The 25,591-nt window shown below is 68.3% G+C and carries 27 protein-coding genes; 12 read left to right on the forward strand and 15 right to left on the reverse strand.

The window, feature by feature from the left end; genetic code table 11:
- Positions 1-4: 4 nt before the first annotated feature.
- A complete protein-coding gene (gene egtB, locus IE307_RS36175; protein WP_191303941.1) occupies positions 5-1,309 on the reverse strand; it encodes an ergothioneine biosynthesis protein EgtB in 1,305 nt (434 codons plus the stop codon).
- Entirely contained in the window at positions 1,306-2,496 is a 1,191-nt protein-coding gene (locus tag IE307_RS36180; protein ID WP_444543467.1) for a glutamate-cysteine ligase family protein, read from the reverse strand. Before IE307_RS36180 ends, egtB begins: the two co-directional genes overlap by 4 nt.
- A 149-nt stretch (positions 2,497-2,645) precedes the next feature.
- Here IE307_RS36180 and IE307_RS47100 point away from each other — a divergent pair, with 149 nt between their 5' ends.
- A complete protein-coding gene (locus tag IE307_RS47100; RefSeq protein WP_229905421.1) occupies positions 2,646-2,816 on the forward strand; it encodes a hypothetical protein in 171 nt (56 codons plus the stop codon).
- On the opposite strand, the gene IE307_RS36185 is transcribed toward IE307_RS47100, so the two are convergent.
- Positions 2,806-5,274: a PQQ-dependent sugar dehydrogenase gene (locus IE307_RS36185; protein WP_229905422.1), complete on the reverse strand. Its 2,469-nt coding sequence runs from the start codon at positions 5,272-5,274 to the stop codon at positions 2,806-2,808. The genes IE307_RS47100 and IE307_RS36185 overlap by 11 nt on opposite strands.
- Before the next feature lie 613 nt (positions 5,275-5,887).
- On the opposite strand from IE307_RS36185, the gene IE307_RS36190 reads away from it, so the two are divergent.
- Both IE307_RS36190 and IE307_RS36195 read left to right on the forward strand, forming a co-directional pair.
- Positions 5,888-6,481, forward strand: coding sequence for a TetR/AcrR family transcriptional regulator (locus IE307_RS36190; protein ID WP_191303944.1), 594 nt, complete (start codon positions 5,888-5,890; stop codon positions 6,479-6,481).
- 32 nt (positions 6,482-6,513) lie between these two features.
- Positions 6,514-7,794, forward strand: a complete 1,281-nt coding sequence (locus tag IE307_RS36195) for a cytochrome P450 (protein WP_191303946.1) — start codon at positions 6,514-6,516, stop codon at positions 7,792-7,794.
- 166 nt (positions 7,795-7,960) lie between these two features.
- Here IE307_RS36195 and IE307_RS36200 read toward each other — a convergent pair whose 3' ends face one another.
- Positions 7,961-9,436: a peptide MFS transporter gene (locus IE307_RS36200; RefSeq protein WP_191303947.1), complete on the reverse strand. Its 1,476-nt coding sequence runs from the start codon at positions 9,434-9,436 to the stop codon at positions 7,961-7,963.
- A 142-nt stretch (positions 9,437-9,578) separates the two neighbouring features.
- Between IE307_RS36200 and IE307_RS36205 the strand changes: the two genes are divergently transcribed.
- The gene (locus tag IE307_RS36205) at positions 9,579-10,142 is read left to right on the forward strand and encodes a TIGR03086 family metal-binding protein (protein WP_191303949.1); all 564 of its coding nucleotides are present in this window, start codon (positions 9,579-9,581) and stop codon (positions 10,140-10,142) included.
- A 213-nt stretch (positions 10,143-10,355) separates the two neighbouring features.
- On the opposite strand, the gene IE307_RS36210 is transcribed toward IE307_RS36205, so the two are convergent.
- Both IE307_RS36210 and IE307_RS36215 read right to left on the reverse strand, forming a co-directional pair.
- Positions 10,356-10,823, reverse strand: a complete 468-nt coding sequence (locus IE307_RS36210; RefSeq protein WP_229905424.1) for a GNAT family N-acetyltransferase — start codon at positions 10,821-10,823, stop codon at positions 10,356-10,358.
- A complete protein-coding gene (locus IE307_RS36215) occupies positions 10,820-11,320 on the reverse strand; it encodes a DUF4262 domain-containing protein (protein ID WP_229905425.1) in 501 nt (166 codons plus the stop codon). Before IE307_RS36215 ends, IE307_RS36210 begins: the two co-directional genes overlap by 4 nt.
- 151 nt (positions 11,321-11,471) lie before the next feature.
- On the opposite strand from IE307_RS36215, the gene IE307_RS36220 reads away from it, so the two are divergent.
- Positions 11,472-12,284 carry a helix-turn-helix domain-containing protein gene (locus tag IE307_RS36220; RefSeq protein WP_191303951.1) on the forward strand — a complete coding sequence of 271 codons (813 nt, stop codon included), beginning with the start codon at positions 11,472-11,474 and terminating at the stop codon, positions 12,282-12,284.
- Positions 12,281-12,460, forward strand: coding sequence for a DUF397 domain-containing protein (locus tag IE307_RS36225; protein WP_191303953.1), 180 nt, complete (start codon positions 12,281-12,283; stop codon positions 12,458-12,460). The genes IE307_RS36220 and IE307_RS36225 overlap by 4 nt, the downstream gene beginning before the upstream one ends.
- Here the strand turns inward: IE307_RS36225 and IE307_RS36230 are convergent.
- Positions 12,428-13,003 (reverse strand): TetR/AcrR family transcriptional regulator, encoded by a 576-nt coding sequence (locus tag IE307_RS36230; RefSeq protein WP_191303954.1) that lies wholly within the window; start codon positions 13,001-13,003, stop codon positions 12,428-12,430. The genes IE307_RS36225 and IE307_RS36230 overlap by 33 nt on opposite strands.
- Before the next feature lie 116 nt (positions 13,004-13,119).
- Between IE307_RS36230 and IE307_RS36235 the strand changes: the two genes are divergently transcribed.
- The 3 genes from IE307_RS36235 (at position 13,120) to IE307_RS36245 (ending at position 15,255) form a co-directional block, all read left to right on the forward strand.
- Positions 13,120-14,046, forward strand: a complete 927-nt coding sequence (locus tag IE307_RS36235; RefSeq protein WP_191303955.1) for an alpha/beta hydrolase family protein — start codon at positions 13,120-13,122, stop codon at positions 14,044-14,046.
- A gap of 73 nt (positions 14,047-14,119) precedes the next feature.
- A complete protein-coding gene (locus tag IE307_RS36240; protein ID WP_191303956.1) occupies positions 14,120-14,785 on the forward strand; it encodes a DddA-like double-stranded DNA deaminase toxin in 666 nt (221 codons plus the stop codon).
- Positions 14,782-15,255, forward strand: a complete 474-nt coding sequence (locus tag IE307_RS36245) for an Imm1 family immunity protein (protein ID WP_191303957.1) — start codon at positions 14,782-14,784, stop codon at positions 15,253-15,255. The genes IE307_RS36240 and IE307_RS36245 overlap by 4 nt, the downstream gene beginning before the upstream one ends.
- A gap of 56 nt (positions 15,256-15,311) precedes the next feature.
- Here the strand turns inward: IE307_RS36245 and IE307_RS36250 are convergent, their stop codons facing one another.
- The 5 genes from IE307_RS36250 to IE307_RS36270 form a co-directional block, all read right to left on the reverse strand.
- On the reverse strand, positions 15,312-16,061 hold the full coding sequence (locus IE307_RS36250; RefSeq protein WP_189155925.1) for a YebC/PmpR family DNA-binding transcriptional regulator: 750 nt from the start codon (positions 16,059-16,061) through the stop codon (positions 15,312-15,314).
- The gene (pdxT, locus tag IE307_RS36255) at positions 16,058-16,687 is read right to left on the reverse strand and encodes a pyridoxal 5'-phosphate synthase glutaminase subunit PdxT (protein WP_191303958.1); all 630 of its coding nucleotides are present in this window, start codon (positions 16,685-16,687) and stop codon (positions 16,058-16,060) included. The genes IE307_RS36250 and pdxT overlap by 4 nt, the downstream gene beginning before the upstream one ends.
- 24 nt (positions 16,688-16,711) lie before the next feature.
- Positions 16,712-17,572, reverse strand: a complete 861-nt coding sequence (locus IE307_RS36260) for a DUF1963 domain-containing protein (protein WP_191303959.1) — start codon at positions 17,570-17,572, stop codon at positions 16,712-16,714.
- A 68-nt stretch (positions 17,573-17,640) separates the two neighbouring features.
- On the reverse strand, positions 17,641-18,972 hold the full coding sequence (locus IE307_RS36265; protein ID WP_191304034.1) for an amino acid permease: 1,332 nt from the start codon (positions 18,970-18,972) through the stop codon (positions 17,641-17,643).
- A 140-nt stretch (positions 18,973-19,112) separates the two neighbouring features.
- Entirely contained in the window at positions 19,113-20,300 is a 1,188-nt protein-coding gene (locus IE307_RS36270) for a trans-sulfuration enzyme family protein (RefSeq protein ID WP_191303960.1), read from the reverse strand.
- 74 nt (positions 20,301-20,374) lie between these two features.
- On the opposite strand from IE307_RS36270, the gene IE307_RS36275 reads away from it, so the two are divergent.
- Positions 20,375-20,815, forward strand: a complete 441-nt coding sequence (locus tag IE307_RS36275; protein ID WP_191303961.1) for an Lrp/AsnC family transcriptional regulator — start codon at positions 20,375-20,377, stop codon at positions 20,813-20,815.
- Here the strand turns inward: IE307_RS36275 and IE307_RS36280 are convergent.
- Together IE307_RS36280 and IE307_RS36285 are read right to left on the reverse strand one after the other, a co-directional pair.
- The gene (locus IE307_RS36280) at positions 20,812-21,120 is read right to left on the reverse strand and encodes an AzlD domain-containing protein (protein ID WP_191303962.1); all 309 of its coding nucleotides are present in this window, start codon (positions 21,118-21,120) and stop codon (positions 20,812-20,814) included. The genes IE307_RS36275 and IE307_RS36280 overlap by 4 nt on opposite strands.
- On the reverse strand, positions 21,099-21,800 hold the full coding sequence (locus tag IE307_RS36285) for an AzlC family ABC transporter permease (RefSeq protein ID WP_191303963.1): 702 nt from the start codon (positions 21,798-21,800) through the stop codon (positions 21,099-21,101). Before IE307_RS36285 ends, IE307_RS36280 begins: the two co-directional genes overlap by 22 nt.
- 58 nt (positions 21,801-21,858) lie before the next feature.
- Between IE307_RS36285 and IE307_RS36290 the strand changes: the two genes are divergently transcribed.
- A complete protein-coding gene (locus tag IE307_RS36290) occupies positions 21,859-22,413 on the forward strand; it encodes a helix-turn-helix domain-containing protein (RefSeq protein ID WP_229905426.1) in 555 nt (184 codons plus the stop codon).
- On the opposite strand, the gene IE307_RS36295 is transcribed toward IE307_RS36290, so the two are convergent.
- Positions 22,410-23,234, reverse strand: coding sequence for a hypothetical protein (locus IE307_RS36295; RefSeq protein WP_229905427.1), 825 nt, complete (start codon positions 23,232-23,234; stop codon positions 22,410-22,412). The genes IE307_RS36290 and IE307_RS36295 overlap by 4 nt on opposite strands.
- Positions 23,235-23,412: 178 nt before the next feature.
- Between IE307_RS36295 and helR the strand changes: the two genes are divergently transcribed.
- A complete protein-coding gene (gene helR, locus IE307_RS36300) occupies positions 23,413-25,590 on the forward strand; it encodes an RNA polymerase recycling motor ATPase HelR (protein WP_229905428.1) in 2,178 nt (725 codons plus the stop codon).
- Position 25,591: the final 1 nt, after the last annotated feature.

Here is a 25,591-nt window from a genome sequence, read left to right on the forward strand (position 1 = left end):
CGGCCTAGGCGTCCCTGGCGCAGCGGAAGCCGGCGAAGATCTGCCTCCTGATCGGGTAGTCCCAGTTGCGGAAGGTCGCGCGGACCGCGGAGGAGTCGGTGCCGAACGAGCCGCCGCGCAGCACCTTGTAGTCCGGCCCGAAGAAGACCTCGGAGTACTCCTTGTACGGGAACACCTCAAAGCCGGGGTAGGGACCGAAGTCGCTGGAGGTCCACTCCCACACGTCACCCATGAGCTGGTGCACCCCCGCCGGGGACGCACCCCGCGGGTACGCGCCGACCGGGGCCGGGCGCAGGTGGCGCTGGCCGAGGTTCGCGTGCGCCTCGGTCGGCTGCTCGTCGCCCCACGGGTAGCGGCGGGTCTTCCCGGAGGCCGTGTCGAACCGGGCCGCCTTCTCCCACTCGGGCTCCGTCGGCAGGCGCTTGCCGGCCCACCTCGCGTAGGCCTGCGCCTCGTGGAAGCACACGTGCACAACGGGTTCGTCCGGCACGATCGGCTCCGTCACGCCGAACGCCGTGCGCACGAACGAGTTCTCCTCGCGCTGCCAGAACCTCGGCGCGACCAGCTTCGCCGTCGTGCGGTGCTCCCAGCCCTCGTCCGTCCACAGGCGACGGTCGTCGTACCCGCCGGCGAGGACGAACTGGGCGTACTCGCCGTTCGTGACCGGGGTGGTGTCGATGAAGAACGAGTCGACGTGGACGGCGTGCGCGGGCCGTTCGTTGTCCAGCGCCCACGGTTCGTCCGAAGTGCCCATCTCGAACGGTCCGCCCGGGATGAACACCTCCGTCGTGGGCACGAGGCTCCCGGAGGGCGGCGGCGGTGCGTGCAGCACCGGTTCGCCCGTGCGGAGCTGGTGCGTGGCGAGCATCGTCTCGTCGTGCTGCTGCTCGTGCTGCACGATCATGCCGAACGCGAAGGCGTTCTCGACGAGCCGGCGGCCTTGCAGCGGCACCTTCTCCAGCACGTCGAACACCTTGCCGCGCACGTCCCCGACGTACTGGCGGGTCTCGCTGGGGTTGAGCAGCGGCAACTCGGGCCGCACGCTGCGCGAGAACTTGAACGCGTCGTAGTACTCGTCGATGTCGCTGCGCACCGGTTCGCGTCCGCCGACGTCGCGAACGAGCCACAGCTCTTCCTGGTTGCCGATGTGCGCCAGGTCCCAGACCAGGGGCGACATCAGTTTCGAGTGCTGCCGCACGAGGTCGTGCTCGTCGACGGCGTCGGTCAGGGCGGTGGAACGCGCACGCGAGCGCAGCAGTTGCTCCGCCACTTGCTCGCGGAGGCGGTCTCCGTCGATTTGGCTGGTCACAGCTTCCCCTCAAGCTCCCGGCTGATCAAGCCGATCTGGTCGTGGGAGAGTCCGGTGCGGGGCAGGGCCTCGATGCCCAGCGCCACAACGTCTTTCGCGGCACGCGCGATGCGTTCGTCCGCCAAACCGTGCCGCGCGGCCATGAGCCACCGCCCGGCCGCCCGATCCGTCGCCGCCAGCACACCGTCCACAACGGACGGGTCGCTGAACAGCGCGACGAGCAGCGCACTCGGCGCGATCCACCCGCCGGGCGCGGGTGTGTCGAGGTACCTGATCTCGATGTACCCGCGCGGCCGGACCGGCGGGAACATCAACGACATGTGGTAGTCGAGGTCGTCGCTCGTCGGGGCGCGGTCGTGCGCCCCGCCGATCCACTCCGCGAACGTGAACTTCCTTTGCGGAATCCAGCTGGAACTGGGCCCGCGCACCACGATGACGGGTGTGTCGACGACTCTTCGCGCATAGGCCTGAGCCGGATCGGCGCACACGGCACTGGGTCTGGTGCGCACGGGATCACAGCCGTAGAGCGCCCGCATGCGCGCGGACGCCCAGTCCTGGTGCATGCCACCGATGCTGGGCGAGTTCGCGAACAACGCGATCATCACCGGCCCGAGCTGGTGCACGGCGGCCCACCTGTCCTGCACGTGCTTCTGCTCGCCGAAGTCGAGGCACACCTGCAGGCCCGCGGTGTTGCACATCATCGAGATGCCGTCCTGGCCGAGCGCGCCGAACGCGTGCTCCATCGCCGCGTACCGGGGCACCTGCAGCATGCGCGTGGGACGTCGGTGCACGTCAGCACCCTTGTCACCGAGGACGAGACCGTGCTCGGCCAGCATCGCGGTGAGCAGGGAGATGTCCTGGGTGACCGTGGAGAAGAGTTCCGGGAGGCTGGTGCAGGGAGGAGTGGAGATCTCGACCTGCCCGCCCGGTTCGACGGTCAGCGGGGTGCCGCTGGGAAGCGGCCTCTGCGGGCTGTCCGGAACCAAAGTGGGTGGTGCGTGGTCGCCCAGTGCCGCGGCGAGCCGATGTCGATCGAGGACCTGCGCAGGGTCTTCGGCATGGTGCACGGTCCATTCGAGCTCCACGCCGAAGAGCTTCGGAGGCCCGTGCTTGAAACAGACCGAGGCGACGTACGCCTCAGCCTCGGCGCGGTCGGCGAACCTCGCCGGCGCCCTTTTGCTACGCAACGCAGTCACGCTGCCACACTCCCCGTGATCGTCTGGCCCGTTCGACGCTACACGCGGGGTCTGACACTCGCAGCCCTCCAATCCTTACGAAACAAGTGATGCCGCCCGTGTGCACGCGTGCACACGGGCAGCTGTCCCACAGTCTGGAGATGTGTTCTTACGTCCTGGCATTCGAACGGCCGCGCAACACCGTGTTGGCGGTTGACGCGTTCTTGATCGCCGTCCCGATCCGGGCCGTCGACGGTCCGGAAGTGATTCCCGGCACGGTCGCGGTGTTCAACGCGTACAAGGTGAACGCGTACGGAGGACTCACGGCCTGAAAGCGCTCCCTCCCTCATAGACGACGTCGATGTGCAGGATCCGGTCGTTGCCCGCCGACCCGTCCTTGTCGGTCGTCGTCGTCAGCCAGATGTCGCCTTCGGAGTCCACCTCGACCGTCCGCAGCCGGTTGTAGGTGCCCTGGAAGTAGATCTGCTGGTCGACGAGGTTGCCGTTCGCGTCGATGCGCATCCGGTAGATGCGCTGGCCGACGGTCGTGGCCACGAACACGTGGTCGTTGATGATCGTCAGGCCCGACGGCGACGCCTGCGAGGTCGGCCAGGTCTTCTTCGGGGCGACGGTGCCGGCGCAGTTGCCGATCGTGCCCTCGCAGGGCTCCCAGCCGTAGTTGCCGCCCTTGGTGATGAGGTTGACCTCGTCCTGCTGCGAGTTGCCGAACTCCGAGGCCCACAGGCGGCCCTGCGAGTCGAAGTCGAGGCCCTGCACGTTGCGGTGGCCGTAGCTCCAGATCGCCTTGCCGGGGAACGGGTTGTCGGACGGGATGGAGCCGTCCGCGTTGAGGCGCAGGATCTTGCCTGCGTTGGTGTTCAGGTTCTGCGCGTTGTTGCCGTTCTGCGCGTCCCCGGTCGAGACGAACAGGTACCGGCCGTCCGGGCTGAACCGCAGACGCCCGCCGTTGTGGTAGCGGTTCTTCGGCACACCGTCGAGCAACGTCGTCCAGCCGGAGAGCCCCGTGCCGTCGAACTGGGCCCTGACCAGCCGGTTTCCGTTCGCGTAGGTGTGGTAGACGTAGATGAACCGGTCGGAGGCGAAGTTCTTCGACACCTCGATGCCGAGCGCGCCGCCCTCACCGTTGGTGCCGACCGCGCCGGGCACCTTGCCGACGACGGTCTTGGCACCGGCCTCGGTCACCCTCAGCACGTTGAACGTCTCGCGCTCGGTGACCAGCGCCGAGCCGTCGGGCAGGAACGCGAGCCCCCACGCCACGTCGACACCGGACGCGATCTGCTTGACCGCGCCGGGGTTCGGCACCCCGGTGCCACCACCCGCGACGGGCTTGACGGAGATCTCGCCGGAGAACGCCGAGAGGTTGCCCGCCGCGTCCTTGGCCCGCACCTTCACCGCGTACGTCTGCCCGGTGGTCAGACCGGCGACCGTCGCCGATGTGGCCGACCCGTCCGCGGTCTGCTTCAGCGCGCCGTCGAAGTGGATCTCGTACCCGGTGACGCCCACGTTGTCGCTCGACGCGCCCCACGCGAGGGAGACGCTGGTCGACGTGGCCCCGGTGGACCGCGGCGCACCCGGAACGGTGGGCGCCTGGTCGTCCGCGGGCGCGGGCTTGGTGCGGCCCGGCACGTTGTTGGAGGCCTGCGAGACGTTGCCCGCGCGGTCCTTCGCGAACACGGTCCAGTCGTACTCGACGTCAGCCCGCAACCCGGTGGCCGTCGCCTCCAGCACGTTCCCGACACTCGTGACGAGCTGCCCGTGCTGGTAGACGTCGTACCCGGTGACCCCGACGTTGTCCGTGGCCGCCTCCCACTTCAACGACACCGAGTTGTGCGTCGAGGACACGAACCGCAGGTTCCGCGGCGGCGTCGGCGCCTCGTCGTCCGGCGGCCCGACCAGCACCGCACTCACCTTGTCCGCGTTCGGCCCGCCGTTGACGGTGGTCGAGGTCGCCTTGATCCTGTTGGCACCGGCGTGCAACACGGCCCGCACGGTCCGCGTCTGCCACGTCGTCCACGCCCCCGTCCCGGGGAACGACACCGCCTGCGCGTTCACCCCGTCCACCGTCACCGACACGGGCCGGTCCGCCGTGGTCCCGTTGGCGTAGCGGAACGTGAGGTCGTGCTCCCCACCGGACTCCGCGTTGATCGTGTACTCGACCGACGACCCGATGACGTTGTCGTAGTTGACGAACCCCCGCCCGGAGAAGCCGGCCCAGTTCGACTCCACGACCCCCTGGCCGACGACCGCGTCCTCCGCCTCCTGCTCGAGCGCGGCAGCGGCCTCCTCGACCTCCAGGTAGTCGAGGTTGGGCCCACCCGTGGCACCGGTGGACGTGACCTTGATCTTGTTCACGCCCGCGTTCACCGTGACCGTGTTCTCGGCCGACACCCACGCCGTCCACGCACCGGTACCAGCGAAGGCGCGCTCGTCGACGGCCAGCGCACCGTTGACGCTCACGTCAGCGGGCCGGTTGTCCGCGGACCCGTTGGCGTACCGCAGGACCAGCTTCACCTGCCCCGCCTTCGCCGCGTTCACGGTGAACTCGACCGAACTCCCCACGACGTTGTCGACGTTCACGAACCCGGCCCCCGAAAACCCGGCGTGGTTCGACTCCACCACACCCTGCGAGACGACCGCGTTCTCCGCTTCGTACCGCACCGGCGCCCCGAGGGCCGCCTCCGGTACCGACATGACCGCGACGGCCGTCGCACAGCCAACGCCCATCGCGCCGAACGCGCGCAACGCTGTTCGGCTTCTACTCGGTGCCACTGTTGTGCCTCCCACAAGACGGGTAGGGGGATCACGACGAGCGGCGGCGGATTCAGTTTAGAAACTTTCCTAACTGTCGCGCAGATCACACCACCACGCGGCAGCTGAGTCAACCCTGTCGGCGACGTGCGGGAAAGCGCTTACCGGGATTCCGATACGTATCCCGGTCCTCTTTTCGGGGCGATGTGCGGTGCCCCCAGGCACTGGCCCGCGCAAAGCGACCGCGAGCCCGGCGCCTGGCAAGCCGTCCATGCGCCAAGCCTGGCATGGCGACGCGCGACGAGCAGTCTGAACATTCAGGTCCGGGTAGCGGTGCACCCCGCGAAGGCCTACCGCTCCCTCTGCTCAGCCAAAGCCGCGATCAAATCCGAAACCCCGCGGCTCAACAACAGATCCACCACGTGGACGCCTCTGGACTCACGCCGCTGCCACCCCAGGCGCTCCACGAGCGCAGACAGCTGAGTGGTCTCCCGCGTCTCCATGAGCCGAAACAATAAGCGCGCCGAACACCCCACCAGCACACCCCGGCCTGATGATCCACTCGAAAGGATCACAGGGTCCAATCCGTACGTACGGATTGGATTTCCCACCCACTCCCTGCGACCATCTACAGGTGCCCAGGGTGAGTCAGGACCACCTCGACGCCCGCCGCCGTCAGATCCTCGACGGCGCGCGTGCCTGTTTCGCGCGACACGGCTACGAGGGTGCCACCGTACGCCGCCTGGAGGAGGCCACGAGCCTTTCCCGCGGTGCGATCTTCCACCACTTCCGCGACAAGGAGTCGCTCTTCCTCGCGCTGGCCGAGGACGACGCGCTCCGGATGGCGGACGTGGTCGCCGAGCAGGGCCTCGTCCAGGTCATGCGCGACCTCCTCGACGAGCCGGAGAAGCGCACCGAGGAGCACGCCGCCGACTGGCTCGGCACGCGCCTCGAAGTCTCCCGCAGGCTCCGGACGGACCCCGACTTCCGCGCACGGTGGGCCAAAAGATCAGAACAGCTCACCGCCGCCACCCGCCAGCGCCTCATCCGGCAGCGCGAGGCCGGCAACCTGCGCGACGACGTCGACGTGACCGTGCTGACGAACTTCCTCGAGCTCGTGCTCGAGGGTCTCGTCTCCCACCTCGCCATGGGCCTGCCCGCGGACGACATGGAGCCGGTGCTCGATCTGGTGGAGGAAACCGTGCGGCGTCACCGTCGCAGCTCTTGAAACCGCGGTACCCGAAACCTCACTGTGGACCCATGTCCACGATGAAGACCGCCGCGCAGTTCTTCGCGCTGCGCACGCTCGTCCGCGGCTACGCGCTCCTGGGCGACCCGTACGCGGGCGTCATGGCCTCGCCGCCGGACCGCGACCCGTACCCCATGTACGAGAAGGTGCGCGCGAAGGGCGACATGGTGCGCAGCCGCATGGGCGCGTACGTCACGCCGAGCCGCGCGATCTGCGACTCGGTGCTGCGGGACAACAGGTTCATCACCGCGACCTTCGACGAGGCGTCGATGGTGCCGATCACGCTCGTCCAGGACGGCGAGAAGATCGTGAACCCGGTGCAGGACTCGTTCCTGATGAAGAACCCGCCGGACCACACGCGGCTGCGCAAGCTCGTGCAGCCGTTCTTCACGCCCCGCGCGCTGAAGGACCGCACGGAGTCCATCAAGCGGATCGTGACCGACCACCTCGACCGGCTGGGCGACAGGTTCGACGTGGTCGCCGAGTTCGCCTCGCAGGTGCCGATCCAGGTCATCGCGGACCTGCTGGGCGTGCCGGACGAGAACAAGGAGATCTTCGCGCGCTGGGGCAGTTCGCTGGCCGAGACGCTCGACGGCGTGTGGTCGCACCAGCAGCTCAAGAACCTGCACGCCACGATCATCGAGTACAACGACTTCATCGACGTCCTGATCGACGAGCGCCGCCGCGACCCGAAGGACGACATCGTCAGCCACCTGGTGACGCAGCACGAGGACCTCAGCCGCGAGGACCTCGTCGCCACCACCGGGTTGCTGCTCTTCGCCGGGTTCGAGACGACGGTGAACCTGATCAGCAACGGCGTGCTGAAGGCGTTCGAGAACCCGCACACCGTGGCGCCGCTGTCGCAGAGCCCCGAGTACGCCGAGGGGTTCGTGGAGGAGGTGCTGCGGCTCGACCCGCCCGTGCAGTACACGATCCGCTGGCCCAAGGAACGCCTGGAGCTCGCCGGCGTCTCGTTGCCGAAGGGCATGCCGGTGATGCTGATGCTGGCGGCCGCGAACCGCGACCCGCGCGTCTTCAAAGATCCGTTGAAGTTCGACCCGACGCGGTCCAACGCGCGCGAGCACCTCGCGTTCAGCGCGGGAATCCACTACTGCATCGGGGCGGGACTGAGCCGCATCGAGGGCTCGATCGCGTTGCACGAACTGTTCAAGCGCTTCCCGCACCTCGCCGCGGACGGCCCGGTCACGCGACGGAAGTCGAAGCTGATCCGCGGCGCGTTGCGACTTCCGGTTCGAGCAAACGAAACCAAACGGTCACTGGCCGTGAAGTAGAGCTGACCCCGGGCGAAATTTGTTGCGGCGAGTGCTCGACTTCACCCGGCTGGAGCAATGTTCGTGCCCCAATGACACATCTCCGTAGTGCATGCTTGAAAGCGAGAGGGAGACCCGCCGCACCGCCGCCGCGACGGGCCTCCCTCTCACCTGTTCCTCCGGCGACCTACTCGACGCCCGCCATCAGCTTCTTGATGGCCGGAGCCGCCACCGCGAGCGCGACACCGAGGACCACGGCCGCGCCGCCCAGCGTGAAGAAGTACGCCGAGGGGCTCGTCGTGTAGAACTTCACGAGCTGCGCGGCCACACCGGTGCCGGCGGAGACCGCGAGGAACCACAGGCTCATCGTCTGCGACGCGAACGCCTTGGGCGCCAGCTTCGTCGTGACCGACAGGCCTACCGGCGAGAGCATGAGCTCACCCGCGGTCATGATCAGGAACATCAGCACCAGCCACAGCGGCGTCACCTTGCCGTCGGCGGCCGAGTTGCTCGCGAAGTACATGAGCACGAACGACAGGCCGACGAGCACCAGGGCACCGGCGAACTTGCGCGGGGTCGACGGGGCGCGGGTGCCGAGCTTGAGCCACAGCCACGCGAACACCGGCGCCAGCGCGATGATCATGATCGGGTTGATCGACTGGAACCAGGCGACCGGGAACTCCCAGCCGAACACGTGGTTGTCGACGTTCGAGTCGGCGAACTCCGCGATGACCGACGCGCTCTGCTCGAAGATCAGCCAGAACATCGCCGCCGCGATGAACAGCGGGATGTACGCGAGGACGCGCGGCTTCTCCTGCGGCAGCGTCTTCTTGCTGCGGTACATGACGGTGAAGTACGTGATCGGCAGGACGATCGACAGGATGCTGATCATCAGGATGACGCCCTCGACGTCACCGAGAAGGTACGAGACGACGCCGATCACGCCGATGGCGACCGCGATGCCACCGATGAAGCCGTAGACGCGGCCCTTCTCCTTCGGGTGCAACGGGTTCGTCGGCACGGCGGCCGAGCCGCGCAGGTGCTTGCGGCCCATCCGGTACTGGATCAGGCCGGCGGCCATGCCGATCGCGGCGACGGCGAACCCGGCGTGGAAGCCGATGCCGTCCGCGAGCGCGCCGGTGATCAGCGGCGACACGAAGCCACCGATGTTGATCGCCATGTAGAACACCGTGAAGCCGGCGTCACGACGTGTGTCGTCGCGGTCGTAGAGGCCGCCGACGACGGTCGAGATGTTCGGCTTGAGCAGGCCGGTGCCGGCGACGATGAAGATCAGGCCCAGGTAGACGCCCGTGATGCCGATCGGGATCGCCAGCGCGATGTGACCGCACATGATCAGCACGCCGCCGTAGAACGTCGCGCGCTGGCCGCCCCACACGCGGTCGGCGAGCCAGCCGCCCGCGACACCGGACATGTAGACCGCCGTGCCGTAGATGGCGACGACCGACAGCGCGAGCGCCTTGTCGACGCCGAGACCGCCCTCGGACACGGCTGTCCACAGGTAGAGGCCGAGGATGGCCTTCATCCCGTAGAACGAGAAACGTTCCCAGAGTTCGGTGAAGAACAGCGTGGACAGGCCCCGGGGGTGCCCGAAGAACCCCTTGTCCTGGTTGGAGATGCTGGCGCTAGGGGCGCTCACAGTCATCGTCCTCTCGTGTCAACGATGTCACGGTGATCCGGTCGAGATTACGCCGAACGCGTGTACGGCTTGCAAATCAGGTTGCGTCCGAGTGGCCCAGCTCTCACGCCGGCGTGCGGGGTCGGCCAGGATTTGATGCACTGCTGGGATGGACTTGATCCAGGCGCACGGCATGGCGATGACGGAGTTCGACCGGAGGGTGCGGGAGGTCGCACCGGACCAGTGGGAACTCGGCACCCCCTGCCGGGAGTGGTCGGTCAGAGACCTCATCGGCCACCTCGTCCACGAGCAGCTCTGGGCCCCAGAGTTGCTCGCCGGGTGCACCGTGAAACAGGTCGGCGACAGGTTCGACCACGACAACCTGGGAGACGACCCGCTCGTGTCCTGGGTCGTGGCGGCCACGGCGGCGCGCGAGGCGTGGCTGGAGCCGTCCGCGCTGGCGAAGTCCGTGAGCGTGTCGAGCGGGACGATGAACTCCGAGGAGTACTGCTGGCAGATGACAGCGGACCTCGCGGTCCACGCCTGGGACCTGGCGCGCTCGATCGGCGCGGACGAGCGGATCGACCCCGAGCTCGCGTCGGCCGTCCTCGCCTACGTGGAGAGCAACATCGACGACTGGAGCGGCTCGTCGATGTTCGATTCACCGGTTCCGGTCTCCTCGGGGGCGGACGACCAAACACGACTGATCGGGCTCCTGGGACGCAAGCCCTAGGTCCCCGGTGTTGAAGCGCCCCGCTCCGCATCCCCCTGGTGCCTCCTGCGAGGCGGGGCGCTCCTCCCCCGGTCGCGACCTCCAGATCCCCCCGGACTGGCGGCCGCACCGCATTTCTACAGGCAGATCGTTGTCCGGTGTCGTGGCGTTCTGAGCGGACAACGACCTCCGGACAACGATTCGGTCACCCCGGACGCGGCGCTGCCCTGAACGTCAGACGACCTCCTGCTCCAGGGTGACGCACCTGATGCCGACCGCGTCGAGGTGCTCGCTGACCCGCACGAACCCGGCGCTCTCGTAGAACCTGATGTTGTCGTCGCTCTCGGCCCCGGTGAACAACCAGACGACGTTCACGGCAGCGGGCGCGCTCTCGCTGATCGCCCGCAGGAGCCTGCGCCCGACGCCACCGCCCTGGACGTCCGGCGCGACGGCCAACCGCGCGACCTCCATCCGCTCCCCGTCGACCCGGCTGCGCACGGACCCCACGAGCCTCGCCCCGGCGAACGCCCCGAGCGCGGGCGTGCCGTCGGCGAGGTGCGCGCGGATCCCGTCGAGCGTCTCGACGAGCGGCGGCAGGTCCCACGCCCCGTAGCGGCGCGCCTCCTGGAGGTACGCGGCGCGCTGGACCGTCATGACCTCACCGGCGTGCTCCTCCGTCAGAGGTCCGATGTGGACGGTCACGGTCCGGTGACCCCCGGCGTCCAGCTCTCCGGCAGACCGCTCTCCGTGAGGATGATCTGGTGGTCGCCGAACCCCTGCGGCGCGTCCGGCTGCCACGGCCACTGCCCCTGCGGGGTGGGCACGATGATCTGCAGCGCGGCGAAGTCCGACCCGTCGTAGAGCAGGTACGCGCTCCCGAAGAACTCGGGGTAGAACCCCTTGTAGACCCGCTCGAACGCGATCGGCACGCCCTCGAAGAAGTCGTGGTAGAGCTGCCCCGGCACGAACCGCTCGCCACCGCTGGCCCGCTTCACGTACATGTTGACCAGGTTCTCGCCCATGCCCTGCGGCAGCCCGATCACGACGGCCTCGGCCACCCCGAACCGCCGCCAGGCCCCCACCGAGAACACGTACCCCGGCCCCTCGGCGTCGGGGTTCACGACGATGTTGGTGTGGCCGTGCCGGTCGGCCGCGGACAGCAGCCGCGCCCTCAGCTCGATGTCTTCGTCGGAAAGCACGGCACCCAGCCTACGGCACCGTTCCGGCGCCTTATGCCTGCTTGGAGCTGGTCCAACTCTCCCACCTTCAGGCAGATTTGGCGCGAAACGATAGAGCTTTCGCGGGTCCCGGCCCTACCTTCCGTGGATGCCCAAGAGATCGTCCAGCGTGGTGGGCCGCGAGTTCGGCAACGGCGTGCGAGCCGCCGTCGAAAGCACCGGCATGACCCAGCGCCAGCTCGCCGAAGCACTTGGCTGGCAAGAGGCCAAGCTGTCCGACATGCTCGCCGGCAAGGGCGGTGTCAACGAGTCCGAGGTTCGCGAACTCCTCGCCTACTGCCGCACACCGCTCGAGGAACGCGAGCGGCTGCTCGAGCTGTTCAGCGAGCAAGGAAGCGTCTACCTGCAGATTCCAGCCGAAGGTGTGCCGGATCAGGTCCGCACGCTGATCAGCCACGAGAAGGAGGCCATCGAGATCACCGACTGGTCGATGATCCTCGTTCCAGGCCTGCTTCAAACCTACGAGTACGTCGAGGCTGTCACGGCAAAAGCCCAGACAGTCTCAGAGGAGAACATCCCCAAGACCGTTGCGGCGAGAGCCGCCCGAGCGGAGATTCTCGAATACACCCGGACGTTCACGTTCTACGTGCACGAGCAGGCACTGTGGCTTCCGGTCGGTGGCGAGGAGGTCTGGCGCGAGCAGCTCGCCCATCTGCTGCGGTTGTCGGTGCGGAAGTACATCAGCATCCGGATCGTCCCGAGATCGATCGGCATGCACGCAGGCACATGCGGTGACTTCCGGCTGATGAAGTTCCCGAAGTACCCGCCGGTCGTCTACATCGAGAGCGTCCGGTGCTGCTTGTTCTTCGACGACAAGGAAACCGTCGACACCTACGAGAACATCCTGAAGGACCTCGCGGCCGGCGCATTGGATGAGGAACAATCGAGGGCGGTGATCAACAGCATCTTGGAGGGCCTCCAATGACGAACTGGCGCAAGAGCAGCTATAGCGGAGATGGCAACAACTGCGTCGAGGTCGGCACCGGTGTCGGCATCCGGGACAGCAAGGCGCCCGCCACCCACCTGCCCGTGAGCGCGCAGGCGTGGACGGCGTTCCTGAAGGTGGCCTCAGCCGAGGTATCGGCAGCCGTCGAGCAGTAGGCCGATGGCGAACCGCGCGTCGTAGTCGGGGCCTGCTGTCTCGGCTCCCGCGCAGATGTCGCCGATCGCGCGGAGCAGGTGCAGGGGTGGGATGCCCGCCCTGATCTCACCCGCTTCGCGCGCCGCGTCGAGGATCTCGGCGAGCACCGGCAGGAGCCGCTCGAGGAAAAGCCCGTGCAGGGCGGTGAAGCCGTCGGGGTCGTTGCGGCTCGCGGCGGCGAGGCCGTGCTTGGTCACCAGGAAGTTCACGAAGAGGTCCACCCAGTCCCGCAGCGCCGCGAACGGCGACTCCGCCGACGCGAGCAGCGCGGGCCCGGCCTCGGCGCACGCGTCGACCTGGTGCCGGTAGACGGCCACGACCAGGTCCGCCCGCGTCGGGAAGTGCCGGTAGATCGTCCCCATGCCCACGCCCGCCTCGGCGGCGATGCGGCGCACCGGCGCGTCCACCCCGTCGGTGACGAACACCGCCGCGGCGGCGTCGAGCAGCGCCTTCTCGTTGCGCCGCGCGTCCGAGCGCTTCGCGGTCGACTCCTTCGCACCCACGCGGGCACTCCTCTCCACCACGGCACTTGCCAAGCGGAACACTGCTCCGTATATTCGGAACCACGCTCCGGTTCGGAGCCTATCAGCTTCCCCAAGCCTTCCAGAAGGACCTCGTCATGCCTGTGACCAGCACCGCGCTCCCCACCTTCACCACCGGGACCATCAGCGTCAAACCGGTCGTCCTGCCCGCCCCGGACCGCGGCGACGACCTTCAGGTGCGCGTGTCCGCACCGGTCTCCGGCAGCGGCCTCCCGATCATCCTGCTGGCCCACGGCTTCAGCGGGTCGATGTCGGGCTACGACCCGTTGGTGGACTTCTGGACGGACAACGGTTTCGTCGTCGTCCAGCCGACGTTCCTCGACTCGCTCACCCTCGGCCTCACGCCCGCCGACCCCCGCCACCCGGACATCGCGCGGGTGCGCGTCGAGGACGTCCAGCGCGTGCTCGACGACCTCGACCAGCTGCTCGGCGCGGTCCCCGGCCTCTCCGAACGCGCCGACCGCGACCGCATCGCCGTCGCCGGCCACTCCTGGGGAGCGCAGACCGTCGGCATGCTCCTCGGCGCCCGCGTCCTCGACGAGAACGGGCAGCCGGGACCCGACCTGTCCGACCCGCGGGTGAAGGCCGGCGTGCTCTTCGCGGCGACCGGGTTCGGCGGCGACACCCTGACCCCGTTCGCACGGGACAACTTCGGCTCGTTCATGTCCCCCGACTTCGAACGGCTGACCACGCCGTTCCTCGCCGTCGCCGGCGACGCGGACCAGTCGATGCTCAGCACCCGCGGCCCCGACTGGTTCACCGACGTCTACCACCACGCCCCCGGCGCCCGCGGCCTGCTCACCTTGTTCGAAGGCGAGCACTCGCTCGGCGGCATCCACGGCTACAACGTCACCGACACCACCGACGAGAGCGTCGAGCGCGTCGCGCTGATCCGCCGGGTGGCGTGGGCGTTCCTGCGCGACGCCCTGGGGGTCGACGACCTCGCGTGGAAGCAGGTGCGGGCGGAGGACCTCGCCCCGGCAGGCCGCCTCGACGTGAGGTGAGCCGACACTGACCACCCGATCGTGTGCGTGGCTTGGAGACCTTCCAAGCCGCACACTTCGATCGGGGGGTCAGATGTCGTTCGCTGATGTCTCGGCTCTGTTGAGCCGGGTCGCCGAGTTGGCCGCGCAGGCACTTCAGGCGTTGCGGCACGTGTCCGACAGCGCCGAGGACTGCGGCAAGCTGATCACGGAGTCCACAGCGGGCACGACGAACGAGTACGAGGCCTCAGCGATCACGGCCGACTTCGAGGCGGTGCGCGCTGGGGCTTTGCTGCAGTGCAAGGCGCTAGAAGCCGCGCTGCAGGGCGTGGAGCAGATCCGGGCCCGGTTCGAGGTGGGCGCCACGCCCGCAGCGGAGCCGACCTGGGCCGAGCAGCGCCGACGACACCTGCCGTCGTACATCACCAGCGGCTTCTACCTCGACCCCGACGGCTACACCGAACTCGTCCAAAGCGGAAGCGAACCCGACGGCGAACACAAACGCATCAACGATCACCTGGTCGAAGTGGAAGCAATTCCACCAAGGCAGGTCGAAACGAGCAAGCATGTCGAAATGAAGGTCGCTTGGCGCATGCGGCACAGCGGCATCGACCGAGTTGACCTTGTCATAAATGAAGAGCTGTGCACGGGCCGCTTCTCCTGCACGGTTTTACTACCGGACGTGCTCCTACCGGGCCAGACTCTCGTAATTCACGATCCGGTAAAGTCGCATGAGATCTGCGGAAGGGACGATTCGTGAGCATCACACTGGAGTTCTGGTACTACTCCGACGCTGCCCGATCGGGAGGACCAGTGGTGGCGACATCGGAATCGGAGATCGACGGTGTGCTTGCGGACCTCCTCCAGCAGCGCGTTCAGCCTCACCCCACCCAGATAGTCGCACCGGAGCTGCCGACCTTCGGCCGCTTGAAGCTGCCCGACCGGATGTTCAAGATGGACCTCGACCCGGAAAGCACCATCGGAGCGCTGCACTTCTACGGGCCTGACCCGGACAGCGAAACCGGCGAGTCCTGGTCCTGGGCGTCGGTCTCGAACGAAGAGATCACCAGCTGGCCGCCTGTCCTGTACATCGACAAGCAGAACCCGACGCTCTTCCCGCCCAAATCAGCCATCACTCTGGAAACCATCAAGAAAGCGCTGTACGAGTTCCACCAAACCGGGACTCGGCCGACGTGCATCCAGTGGCAGGACACAGGTGGCATCATTTAGAACACGGAAAACGCCGGCCACGCAATGCGTGACCGGCGTTCCCAGCACCGCGGGTCTCAGCCGACCTCGGCCATGACCTCGTCCGACACGTCGAAGTTCGCGAAGACGTTCTGCACGTCGTCGCAGTCCTCCAGCGCGTCGATCAGCTTGAAGATCTTCTTCGCGCCCTCGGCCTCGAGCTGCACCGACACCGACGGCAGGAAGCTGGACTCGGCCGACTCGTAGTCGATGCCCGCCTCCTGCAGCGCCTTGCGGACCGGGATGAGGTCGCCGGCCTCGGACACGACCTCGAAGGCCTCGCCCAGGTCGTTGACCTCCTCGGCACCGGCCTCGAGCACCGACATCATCACGTCGTCCTCGGTCGTGCCCGCCTTCGGCACGATCACGACGCCCTTGCGGCTGAACATGTACGACACCGAGCCGGGGTCGGCCATCGAACCGCCGTTGCGCGTCATCGCCGTGCGGACCTCGGTGGCGGCGCGGTTGCGGTTGTCCGTGAGGCACTCGATGAGCACCGCGACACCGTTGGGCCCGTAGCCCTCGTACATGATGGTCTGCCAGTCGGCGCCGCCGGCCTCTTCGCCGCCGCCGCGCTTGCGGGCGCGCTCGATGTTGTCCAGCGGCACCGAGTTCTTGCGGGCCTTCTGGATGGCGTCGAACAGCGTCGGGTTGCCGTCCGGGTCCCCACCACCGGTGCGGGCCGCCACCTCGATGTTCTTGATCAGCCGCGCGAAGAGCTTGCCGCGCTTGGCGTCGATGGCGGCCTTCTTGTGCTTGGTGGTCGCCCACTTGGAGTGGCCGCTCATTTCTCCTCCGAACCAGTCAAACCACGAACCATGTCCACGAACAGGCGGTGGACGCGCTCATCCCCCGTGAGCTCCGGATGAAACGCCGTGGCCAGCACCTTGCCCTGCCTGACCGCGACGATCCTACCGGCGGCATCGCCCGCCTCAGCCGTAACGGGCACCGTAGCGAGAACCTCCACGTCCCCGCTCACCGCCTCCACCCACGGCGCACGGATGAACACGGCGTGCACCGTCTCCCCGACGAGGTCGAGGTCGGTCTCGAACGAGTCGACCTGCCGCCCGAACGCGTTCCGGCGCACGGTGATGTCGAGGCCGCCGAGCTGGTGCTGGTCCTCGCGGCCGTCGAGCACGTCGTTGGCCAGCAGGATCATGCCCGCGCACGACCCGTAGGCCGGGAAGCCCGCCTTGATCTTCGCCCGCAGCGGCTCCAGCAGCTCGAAGTTGTCGAGCAGCTTGCTCATGGTCGTCGACTCGCCGCCGGGGATGACGATCCCGTCCAGTTCGTCCAACTCCTCGGCGCGGCGCACGGGCCGTGCGGTCACATCGCACTTGGCGAGCGACACGAGATGTTCCTGGACGTCGCCCTGGAGGGCGAGCACGCCGATGACGGGTGGGGCTGCAACCATGCTCACCAGCATATTCGAGGCGGATCAGGGGTTGTAGAAGACCTGGGCGAACGCACGGTCGAGGCGTCCCGCGGCCAGGTCTTCCCGCTGGATGCCCCAGTGGACGGTGGCGCTCTCCCAGCCGTACACGTCCGCTCCCGCGTACCAGTCGGCGAGGAGCACCCAGTCCGCGACGTCGTCCGACACCGGGCCGTCCCACTTGCCCTTCTCCGCCGACCTCACGGCACGGAGCACGACGTGGTCGAGCGGGTCCGTGTAGACGGCTTCCTCGTCCGCGTAGCCGCCGATCTGCAGCGATCCTTCGGCGTTGATGCCCTCACGGGTGTCGTGCCAGGCGTCGACGAGGTCCTCGGCGCGCGGGTGGCCGGGGATCGGGCCGGCCCTGCGCTCCCCGCGGACCTGGAACGCGTGGTGGACGGGCAGGGACACGTCGGCCATCGCGCGCACCGGCCCCTGCGGGAACTCCTTGAACATCGTCTCGTAGTCGTCGATGTCCCACTCGTTCCAGGCGTGGAGGTCCCGTTCCACCACTGCCGTGCCGGCCGGGACGTAGATCGCGCTGCCCATGCTCACGGGATCGCCCTCGTCCTCGGGGAACGCGAACAGCAACAACTGCCCGTCGCGCGGCAGTGCCAGGTCCGTGAAATCGGCGGGCAGGGCCGCGAGGTCGATGGTGGCGACGTACGGGAAGGCGGGGTCCGGAACGTCCGCCGGGAGCAGGAGCGGGCCCCCGAACCGGCCCACGACCGGTCCCTCCCCCTTCTGCGTCAACGTCGCGCAGGGCCGGGTCAGCGTTAACCAGCGGTCGACGTCTTCTTCGGGGATTCCCCGTTCGACCGCCTTGTCGCGGAAGGGGGTCATGCGGTCGGCGAACTCAAAAGTCATGGAGGAACATTAGTGGGTACAAAAAGGCCTCCTCGCCCTGGGACGAGGAGGCCATTCGAGACGGCAGGTCAGTCGACGCTGACGAGTTCGTTCTGCGCCTCGCGCGACTTCACGTAACGCCACCCGAGGAACAACACCAGCGCCAGCACCGGAATCGACCAGAACGCGATCTTCTCGGCCGTCCCCGCGAACGCCATCTGCCCGATCACCAGCGCAAGGAACGCCAACGTCCCGTACGAGGTGTAAGGCGCACCGGGCATCCGATAGGAGGGCCGCTGGATCTCGCCCGCCAACGCCTTCTTGCGCAACCGGAGCTGGCAGATGATCAGCGTGGCCCACGTCGACACGACACCCAGCGACGCCACCGCGATCGCGATGTCGAACGCCTCCTTCGGCACGATGTAGTTGAGCACCACGCCGAAGAGGTAGGCGACACCGGTGAACAGGATGCCGCCGTAGGGAACGTGCCGGGAGTTCATCCGGCCGGTGATCGCGGGCGCCTCGCCCTTCTGCGCCAACGACCTCAGGATGCGGCCGGTCGAGTAGAGGCCGGAGTTGCACGAGGACAGCGCGGCGGTCAGCACCACGGCGTTCATGATGTCGCCGACCACCGGGATGCCCAGCGCCGAGAACACGGTCACGAACGGCGACTCGGTGCCCGTGAAGTGGTCCCAGGGCAACAACATCGTCAGCAGCAGCACCGAACCGACGTAGAAGATCGCGATGCGGTAGACCACGCCGTTGATGGCGCGCGGCATGACCTTCTCGGGGTCCTTGGTCTCGCCGGCGGCGATGCCGACGAGCTCGATGGCCGCGTAGGCGAAGACGACGGCCTGCAACGTCATGAGGGCGATGCCGACGCCCGCCGGGAACAGGCCGCCGTGGCCGAGGGTGTTCGAGACCGAGGCCGTCGTGCCGCCGATGTCGGCGTTGCCGATCACCAGGCCCGTGCCGACCACCAGGAACACGACGATGGCCGTGACCTTGATGACGGAGAACCAGAACTCCAGTTCACCGAAGAGCTTCACCGACAACAGGTTGATGGCCACGAGGACCACCAGCGCCACGAGAGCGGTGATCCACTGCGGGAGGTCCGGGAACCACTTGTGCATGTAGATCGCGATGGCGGTGATCTCGGCGATGCCCGTCATCGCCCAGTTCAGCCAGTAGAGCCAGCCCGATGTGAAACCGGCCCACGGACCGATGAACTCGCGGGCGTACTCGACGAAGCTGCCCGACACGGGGCGGTGGAGCACCAGTTCGCCCAGTGCGCGCATGACGAAGAACGCCGCGAGGCCGCACACCGCGTAGGACAGGATCAGCGACGGCCCCGCTGTGGCGAGGCGTCCGCCCGCACCCAGGAAGAGGCCGACGCCGATCGCGCCACCGATGGCGATCATCTGCACCTGGCGCTTGCTCAGCGCCTTGGTGTAGCCGTCCGCATCAGTTTCCACAGAACTCACGAAGAGGTTCCTTCCGAAAACGGAAAAATGCTCGCGTCGGAACCTCCCGCGCCCCGACGCGCTGAATGCGGGGAACCCTAGCGAGTGGCGGTCATCACCAAGAAATCAGTTGGGCAAGACTTAACGTAAGGGACGTCACAGAGCGCTGCGTTCAGATCCTCCCAAATGTCCTCGACGTGCTCGAGGCCCACGGAAATGCGCAGCAAATTGTCCGGAACGCCGGAAGCTCGCAGTTCTTCACCGGGAACCAGGCGATGTGTCAAAGCCGAGGGGTGCTCGATCAACGTGTCGACCGAACCCAATGAGACGGCCGGGGTGATGAGCTTCAACCGACGCATCACCTCGACGGGATCGCCGTGCACGCCGAACGCGATCATGGCGCCCGTTCCGCGCATCTGCCGTGACATGGACGGGTAGCGCACGAACTCCACGGCGTCGTGCTCGGCCAAGCGCAGCGCCAGCGTCGCGGCCGAGCGGGAGGCCGCCTCGACGCGCAACGGCAGGGTGGCCAGGCCGCGGTGCAGCAGGTAGCCGCCCAACGGGTGCAGCACGGCGCCCGTGATGATCCTGACCTGCCGCAACGCCGCCGCCAGCTCCTCCGAACACGCCACGACGCCACCCAGGACGTCGCCGTGCCCGCCGAGGTACTTGGTGCCGGAGTGCAGCACGTACGAGGCGCCGTGCAGCGCCGGGTTCTGCAGGATCGGCGTGGCGAAGGTGTTGTCGACCATGACCGGCACCGAGCCCGCCTGCCGCACGACGTGCTCGATGTCGACGAGGTCGAGGTTGGGGTTGGCCGGGGTCTCGACCACGACGAGCCCGGTGTCCGGCCGGATCGCGGAGGACACCAGGCCCGCTTCGACATACGTGGTCGTGACGCCCAGGAGACCGGACGACAGCAGGTGGTCGGTGCCGCCGTACAACGGCCGCACGGCTACGACGTGCGGTTTTCCCGCCATCACGCAGGCGGCCTGGACGACGGCGGTCACCGCAGCCATGCCGCTGCCGAACGCCACGGACGTCTCGGTGTGCTCGAGAGCCGCGAGCGCCTGCTCGAACCGGGCCACCGTCGGGTTGTGCAGCCGCGCGTAGACGGGCGAGGCAGCCCGCGCGGCGCCGGTGGCCCACTGTCCCAGCGCCTCCCCGCCGAGCGCCTGGTCGGGCACGGGGTAGGTGGTGGACAGGTCGATGGGAGGAGCGTGCACGCCGAGCTCCGCGAGGTCGTCGCGGCCGCCGTGCACTGCGATGGTCTCGATGCGCGTCATGGCCCGAATGGTGGAGACTTCCTCGGCAGAGTGGACGAGGAACCGCAGCCGATTCGGCGGAACGGAGAAGAGCCGTGCTGGATTCGATCGACGAGGCCATCGTGCGGGAGCTGCGGAAGGACGCGCGCCTGCAGAACAAGGACCTGGCCGAACGCGTCAACGTCGCCCAGTCCACGGCGGTCGTCCGGCACCGGGCCCTGCGCGAGCGCGGCGTGATCACCGGCTACCACGCCGAGGTGGACCCCAAGGCCGTCGGACAGCACGTGCAGGCGATGCTCGCGGTGAAGATCCGCCCGCACACCAAGGAGATCGTCGACCCGTTCATGGCTTACGTGCTGTCTCTCCCGGAAACACTCGCGCTCTCACACGTGACGGGTCCAGAAGATTTCCTGGTGCACGTCGCGGTTTCCGACGTCGGCCATCTGCAACGACTCGTGCTCGACAAGTTCACGAGCCGGCGAGAGGTGACGGAGGTTCACACGAACCTGCTTTTCTCCCACGTCAGAAAGCACTAAGACACGCCGACGAGCCTCAGTCCGGCAGTCGTCACCGCGGCCAGAACAATTACTGCGACAAAAGGCAGTTTCCGCCACGCGGCGAGGCCGCCGACCGCGACTCCGGCGGCGAGCGCCCAGCCGCCGAACTGCTTGCCGTTCGTCAAGGCCGAGACCGCGACGAGCGCCAGCAACAACACCGTCGCGGACGCGGACATCAGTTCGCGGACCCGGTCCGGCAACGTCACGCGGTCGCGCAACAACGGCCCGGCGATCCGGATCGCGAAGGTGCCGGCGGCCAGGATCAGGACTGCGGTGACGGGCACGGCTCCTCCTTCTTCTTCGGTGCGCGGAACGCGAACAACCCGGCCAACGCGAGCAGCACGGGCACACCAGCGGGCAGGAACGGCGTCGTGGCCAGCGCGATCGCGGAACCGGCCAGCGCCGCGTTGCGCGTGGCCGCGTCCTTCAGCGCCGGAAGCGTGAGCGCCAGCAGTGCCGCCGGGAACGCCGCGTCGAGCCCGAACGTCATCGGGTCCCCGATCGCTTGCCCCACAAGCGCGCCGATGAGCACACCCGTGTTCCAGCTGAAGAACAACGACACGCCACACGCCCAGTAGGCCGCACGCGCTCTCGCGGGATCCTTCTGCGCCATCGCGAACGCCGTCGACTCGTCGATCAGCAGGTGACTGCCGACGATCCGCGCGAGCGGGTTCCTGCCCAGCACGTCCCCCACCGCGAGGCCGAACGGCAGGTGCCGCGCGTTGAGCACGAGACCGGCCAGCACCGCGGCAGCAGGGCTGCCACCAGCGGCGACCACACCCACGGCCATGAACTGCGAGCCGCCCGCGAAGATCAGCAACGACATCAGCACCGGCATCCACCACGGCAGGCCGGAGCCGACCGAGATCGCGCCGAAGCTGGCACCGGTCACCGCGGCACCGAGCGCCACCGCGGCCACGTCACGCAGGAGCCCGGCATCAAGAGTTCGCCATATCGAACGCACCACCCATTAAGATGAACACCTGGGATCGGTGTTCGTCAAGACGAACGGATGGACTTCTGTGTCGAACGCACCACTCGACCTCATCGCGGCCAACCTCAAGCGGGAGCGCGACCGCACGGGCATGTCGCTCTCCGAGGTCGCCAAGAAGGCCGGCATCGCGAAGTCCACGCTCTCCCAGCTGGAGTCGGGCGCCGGAAACCCCAGCGTGGAGACCCTGTGGGCCCTCGGCGTCGCCCTGGGCGTCCCGTTCAGCCGGCTCGTCGAACCCGCCGTGCCCCGCGTGCAGGTGATCCGCGCGGGCGAGGGCCCAGTCATCCACTCCGAGCGCGCGCACTACTCCGCCACGCTGCTGGCCGCGTGCCGTCCGGGCACCAAGCACGACATCTACTGGCTGGCCCTCGAACCGGGCGGCGCCCGCGAGTCGCTGCCGCACGTGCCGGGCAGCGTCGAGCACATGATCGTGGCGTCCGGGCGGTGCCTGGCCGGGCTGGCCGACGACCCCGTGGAGCTCGGGCCCGGTGACTACATCGTCTACCCCGGCGACCTGCCGCACATCTGCAAGGCGCTGGAGCCGGGGACGACGGCGATGATGGTCATGGAGCACACCGTCTAGCTGAGCGTGCTCCGCAGCGTGCGCAACCACGGTTCGCTGAGCGCGGGCTCGCCGTCGATCGCGCGCGCGATCATCCGCCGGACTTGCTTGGTGCGCCCCAGTTCGACGAGCCGGACCGCCTCGGCGAGCGCCTTGCGGGTCCGCTCGTCCCGCTCGGTCTCCCTCGCGCCCTCGATCCACCCGCGCGTCCCGAAGGACTTCGTCACCTTCTGCTGGCGGTCGCCGAAGTACGACCAGATCGCCGCGTCGAGCGAGACGTTCACGACCGACGCGGCGGGCAGCCGGCGCGTCCAGTCCGCGTGTTGCTGCCACCGCCACGTATTCGGGCTGGTGTCCTCCTCGACCGTCACCCCGACGAAGCGGAGCTTGAGGCGGATCACGGGCCACGTCTCGCGTTCCTCGGCGATCCAGTCGTCCAGCAGGGTGAAGAGGCTCTTGTAGGTCGAGCCCGAGGACACCACGTCGACGAACGTGACCGGCCGCGAGCGGCGGGCCAGCGAGGCGGGGGTGATGCCCAGGTCCGCGAGGACCTCCCTGGCCCGCAGGACCTCCTGCCTCGAGTACTCGTAGCGGCGCGGGAACGACAGCGGGAGCCGGGCGAGCACGTGACCGGTGCCCTCCAGCGCACCGCCGAGCAGGTCGAACATCGAGTCGAGCGACCTCCCGACGAACACCAGGTCGCCGTTGCCGCCGCGGGCCAGCACCTTGCCCGTGCACCGGGCCAGCTCGGTGAGGTAAGCCACCTCGGGGGTCGCGACGTCGTCGAGCAGCGACCCGAGGTGGTCGGGCGTCACCAGGTCCCAGCGGAAAGGCACGTTCACCCGGCCATGATGGCCAGTGGCACCCGACCGCGCCAACGAGAAACGGGCCCGGCCGCACCCGCGACCAGACCCGTTCTTCCACTCAAACGTATAGCAGAAGGGGGCCCTTGCCACAAGACCCCGTGCATCGTTCACACTCATCGCCTCAAGCCAGAAAACCAGGCGCACTGGGGAGCACGTGGGTTACGAAGAAGAACTGCAGTCCGAGCGCGACTACGTGGCCGGTCTCTACGCACGGCTCGATGGCGACCGTGCGCGTGTGAAGGCGGCGTACCTGTCCGCGCTGGGTGGCACCGGCGAGACCGCGATGGAACGCGACAACGAGGTGCGCGCCCGGCACCGCGAGATGAAGCGCCTGAACGTGGCCGACTACGGCCTGTGCTTCGGGCGGCTCGACGGTGTCGACGGGAGCATCTCCTACGTCGGCAGGATCGGTCTGTTCGACGAGTTCGACGACTTCGAACCGTTGCTGCTCGACTGGCGGGCGCCGGCGGCGCGGCCGTTCTACACCGCCACGGGTGCCAACGCCGAGGGCATGCGCCGGCGGCGCCAGTTCCTCACGCGCCGCCGTTCGGTGGCCGGGTTCACCGACGAGGTGTTCGGCAAGCTCGGCGAGGAGCAGGGTGACGTCGCCCTGCTGGAGGCGTTGAACGCGCCGCGCGGCGCGGGCATGCGCGACATCGTGGCGACGATCCAGTCCGAACAGGACGCGATCATCCGGCTCGACCACCCCGGCGTGCTGGTGATCGAGGGCGGTCCCGGCACCGGCAAGACGGTCGTGGCGCTGCACCGCGTCGCCTACCTGATGTACACGCAACGAGAGCGCATGGAACGCCACGGCGTGCTCGTCGTGGGTCCGAACCCGGCGTTCCTCAACCACATCAGCCGTGTGCTGCCGTCGCTCGGTGAGTCGGACGTCGTGTTCTCGACCGCCGGCAACCTGTTGCCGGGCCTGTCCGCGACCGCCGAGGACGCCCCGGACGTCGCGCGGATCAAGGGGGCGCGCGCGATGGTGGACGTGCTGAAGGCGGCCGTCGCGGCACGGCAGCGCGTCCCCGAGGACCCGATCCCGATCGGCATGAAGGACGTCGTCGTCGAGATCGGCGCGGACGTCGCCGAGTGGGCCCGCCAGGAGGCGCGGGACAGCGGCCTGCCGCACAACGAGGCGCGCGCGGTGTTCCGCGAGATCGTCACGTACGTCCTGACCGAGCGGGCGATCGGCCGGATCGGCAAGGGCTGGATGTCCCGGTCGGACAAGCAGGCCTGGGAGGAGATGCGGACCGGCTTGGTCAAGGACCTCGCCGACGACGAGGCGTTCATCGCGGCGATCGACTCCCTGTGGCCGATCATGACGCCGTTCGAGCTGCTGAGCGCGCTCTACGCGTCACCGGAGCAGCTCGCGGCGGCGGGCGCCGACCCGTCGCTGCGGCGCGCCGAGGACGAGCCGTGGACGATCTCGGACGTGCCGCTGCTCGACGAGCTGCACGACCTGCTCGGCAAGGACGGCCGGGAGCAGGCCGAGGACCAGGCCGCGGCGGCCGAACGCGCGTCCGAGGCCCGGTACGCGGCCGAGGTGCTCGACAGCATGGTCGGCCGCTTCGACCACATGGACGACGAGGACCACCTCTTCGCCTCGGACATGCTGGAGGCCGACGACCTGGCCGAGCGCTTCGAGCAGCACGACCAGCGCACGCTCGTCGAACGCGCCCTCGCGGACCGCGGCTGGACCTACCGGCACGTGGTGGTGGACGAGGCGCAGGAACTGTCCGAAATGGACTGGCGCGTCCTGATGCGCCGCTGCCCCGGCCGTTCCTTCACGGTCGTGGGCGACCTGGCGCAGCGCCGTGCCCCGGCGGGCGCCACGTCGTGGGGCCAGATGCTGGACCCGTACGTGCCTGGCCGCTGGGAGTACCGGTCGCTGACGGTCAACTACCGCACGCCGGCGGAGATCATGGCCGTCGCAGCGCAGGTGCTCGCCGAGTTCGCACCGGACGTCCGCGCGCCGGAATCCGTGCGCGCCAACGGTGTCCAGCCGTGGTCGCGGCAGCTGACCGAGGACGAGCTGCCGGCCGCCGTCGAGGAGTTCACGAAGCTCGAGGCGGAACTCGAGGGAACGAGCGTCGTGATCGGGCCGCCCGGCGTCCCCGGCACGGTGCCCGCCTCGGAGACCAAGGGCCTGGAGTACGACTCGGTGCTCGTCGTCGCGCCGGAACGGATCCTGGCCGACGGACCGCGCGGCGCGGCGGAGCTCTACGTGGCGCTCACCCGTGCCACGCAACGGCTCGGCGTGCTGCACCACAACCCGTTGCCGGCCGCTTTGTCCGGCCTGACCGAGACGGTGCGCACACCTGGTTAAT

Origin of the sequence: Lentzea cavernae (assembly GCF_014653695.1) — a bacterium.
In the GTDB taxonomy this organism is placed as follows: domain Bacteria; phylum Actinomycetota; class Actinomycetes; order Mycobacteriales; family Pseudonocardiaceae; genus Lentzea; species Lentzea cavernae.

What these genes read in the sequence shown, in the direction of transcription:
- IE307_RS47100 (WP_229905421.1), top strand. Translation starts at nt 2,646, where the DNA reads ATGTGTTCTTACGTCCTGGCATTCGAACGGCCGCGCAACACCGTGTTG.
- IE307_RS36195 (WP_191303946.1), top strand. Translation starts at nt 6,514, where the DNA reads ATGTCCACGATGAAGACCGCCGCGCAGTTCTTCGCGCTGCGCACGCTC.
- IE307_RS36200 (WP_191303947.1), bottom strand. Translation starts at nt 9,436, where the DNA reads ATGACTGTGAGCGCCCCTAGCGCCAGCATCTCCAACCAGGACAAGGGG.
- IE307_RS36205 (WP_191303949.1), top strand. Translation starts at nt 9,579, where the DNA reads ATGGACTTGATCCAGGCGCACGGCATGGCGATGACGGAGTTCGACCGG.
- IE307_RS36225 (WP_191303953.1), top strand. Translation starts at nt 12,281, where the DNA reads ATGACGAACTGGCGCAAGAGCAGCTATAGCGGAGATGGCAACAACTGC.
- IE307_RS36235 (WP_191303955.1), top strand. Translation starts at nt 13,120, where the DNA reads ATGCCTGTGACCAGCACCGCGCTCCCCACCTTCACCACCGGGACCATC.
- IE307_RS36240 (WP_191303956.1), top strand. Translation starts at nt 14,120, where the DNA reads ATGTCGTTCGCTGATGTCTCGGCTCTGTTGAGCCGGGTCGCCGAGTTG.
- IE307_RS36250 (WP_189155925.1), bottom strand. Translation starts at nt 16,061, where the DNA reads ATGAGCGGCCACTCCAAGTGGGCGACCACCAAGCACAAGAAGGCCGCC.
- pdxT (WP_191303958.1), bottom strand. Translation starts at nt 16,687, where the DNA reads ATGGTTGCAGCCCCACCCGTCATCGGCGTGCTCGCCCTCCAGGGCGAC.
- IE307_RS36260 (WP_191303959.1), bottom strand. Translation starts at nt 17,572, where the DNA reads ATGACTTTTGAGTTCGCCGACCGCATGACCCCCTTCCGCGACAAGGCG.
- IE307_RS36265 (WP_191304034.1), bottom strand. Translation starts at nt 18,972, where the DNA reads ATGATCGCCATCGGTGGCGCGATCGGCGTCGGCCTCTTCCTGGGTGCG.
- IE307_RS36270 (WP_191303960.1), bottom strand. Translation starts at nt 20,300, where the DNA reads ATGACGCGCATCGAGACCATCGCAGTGCACGGCGGCCGCGACGACCTC.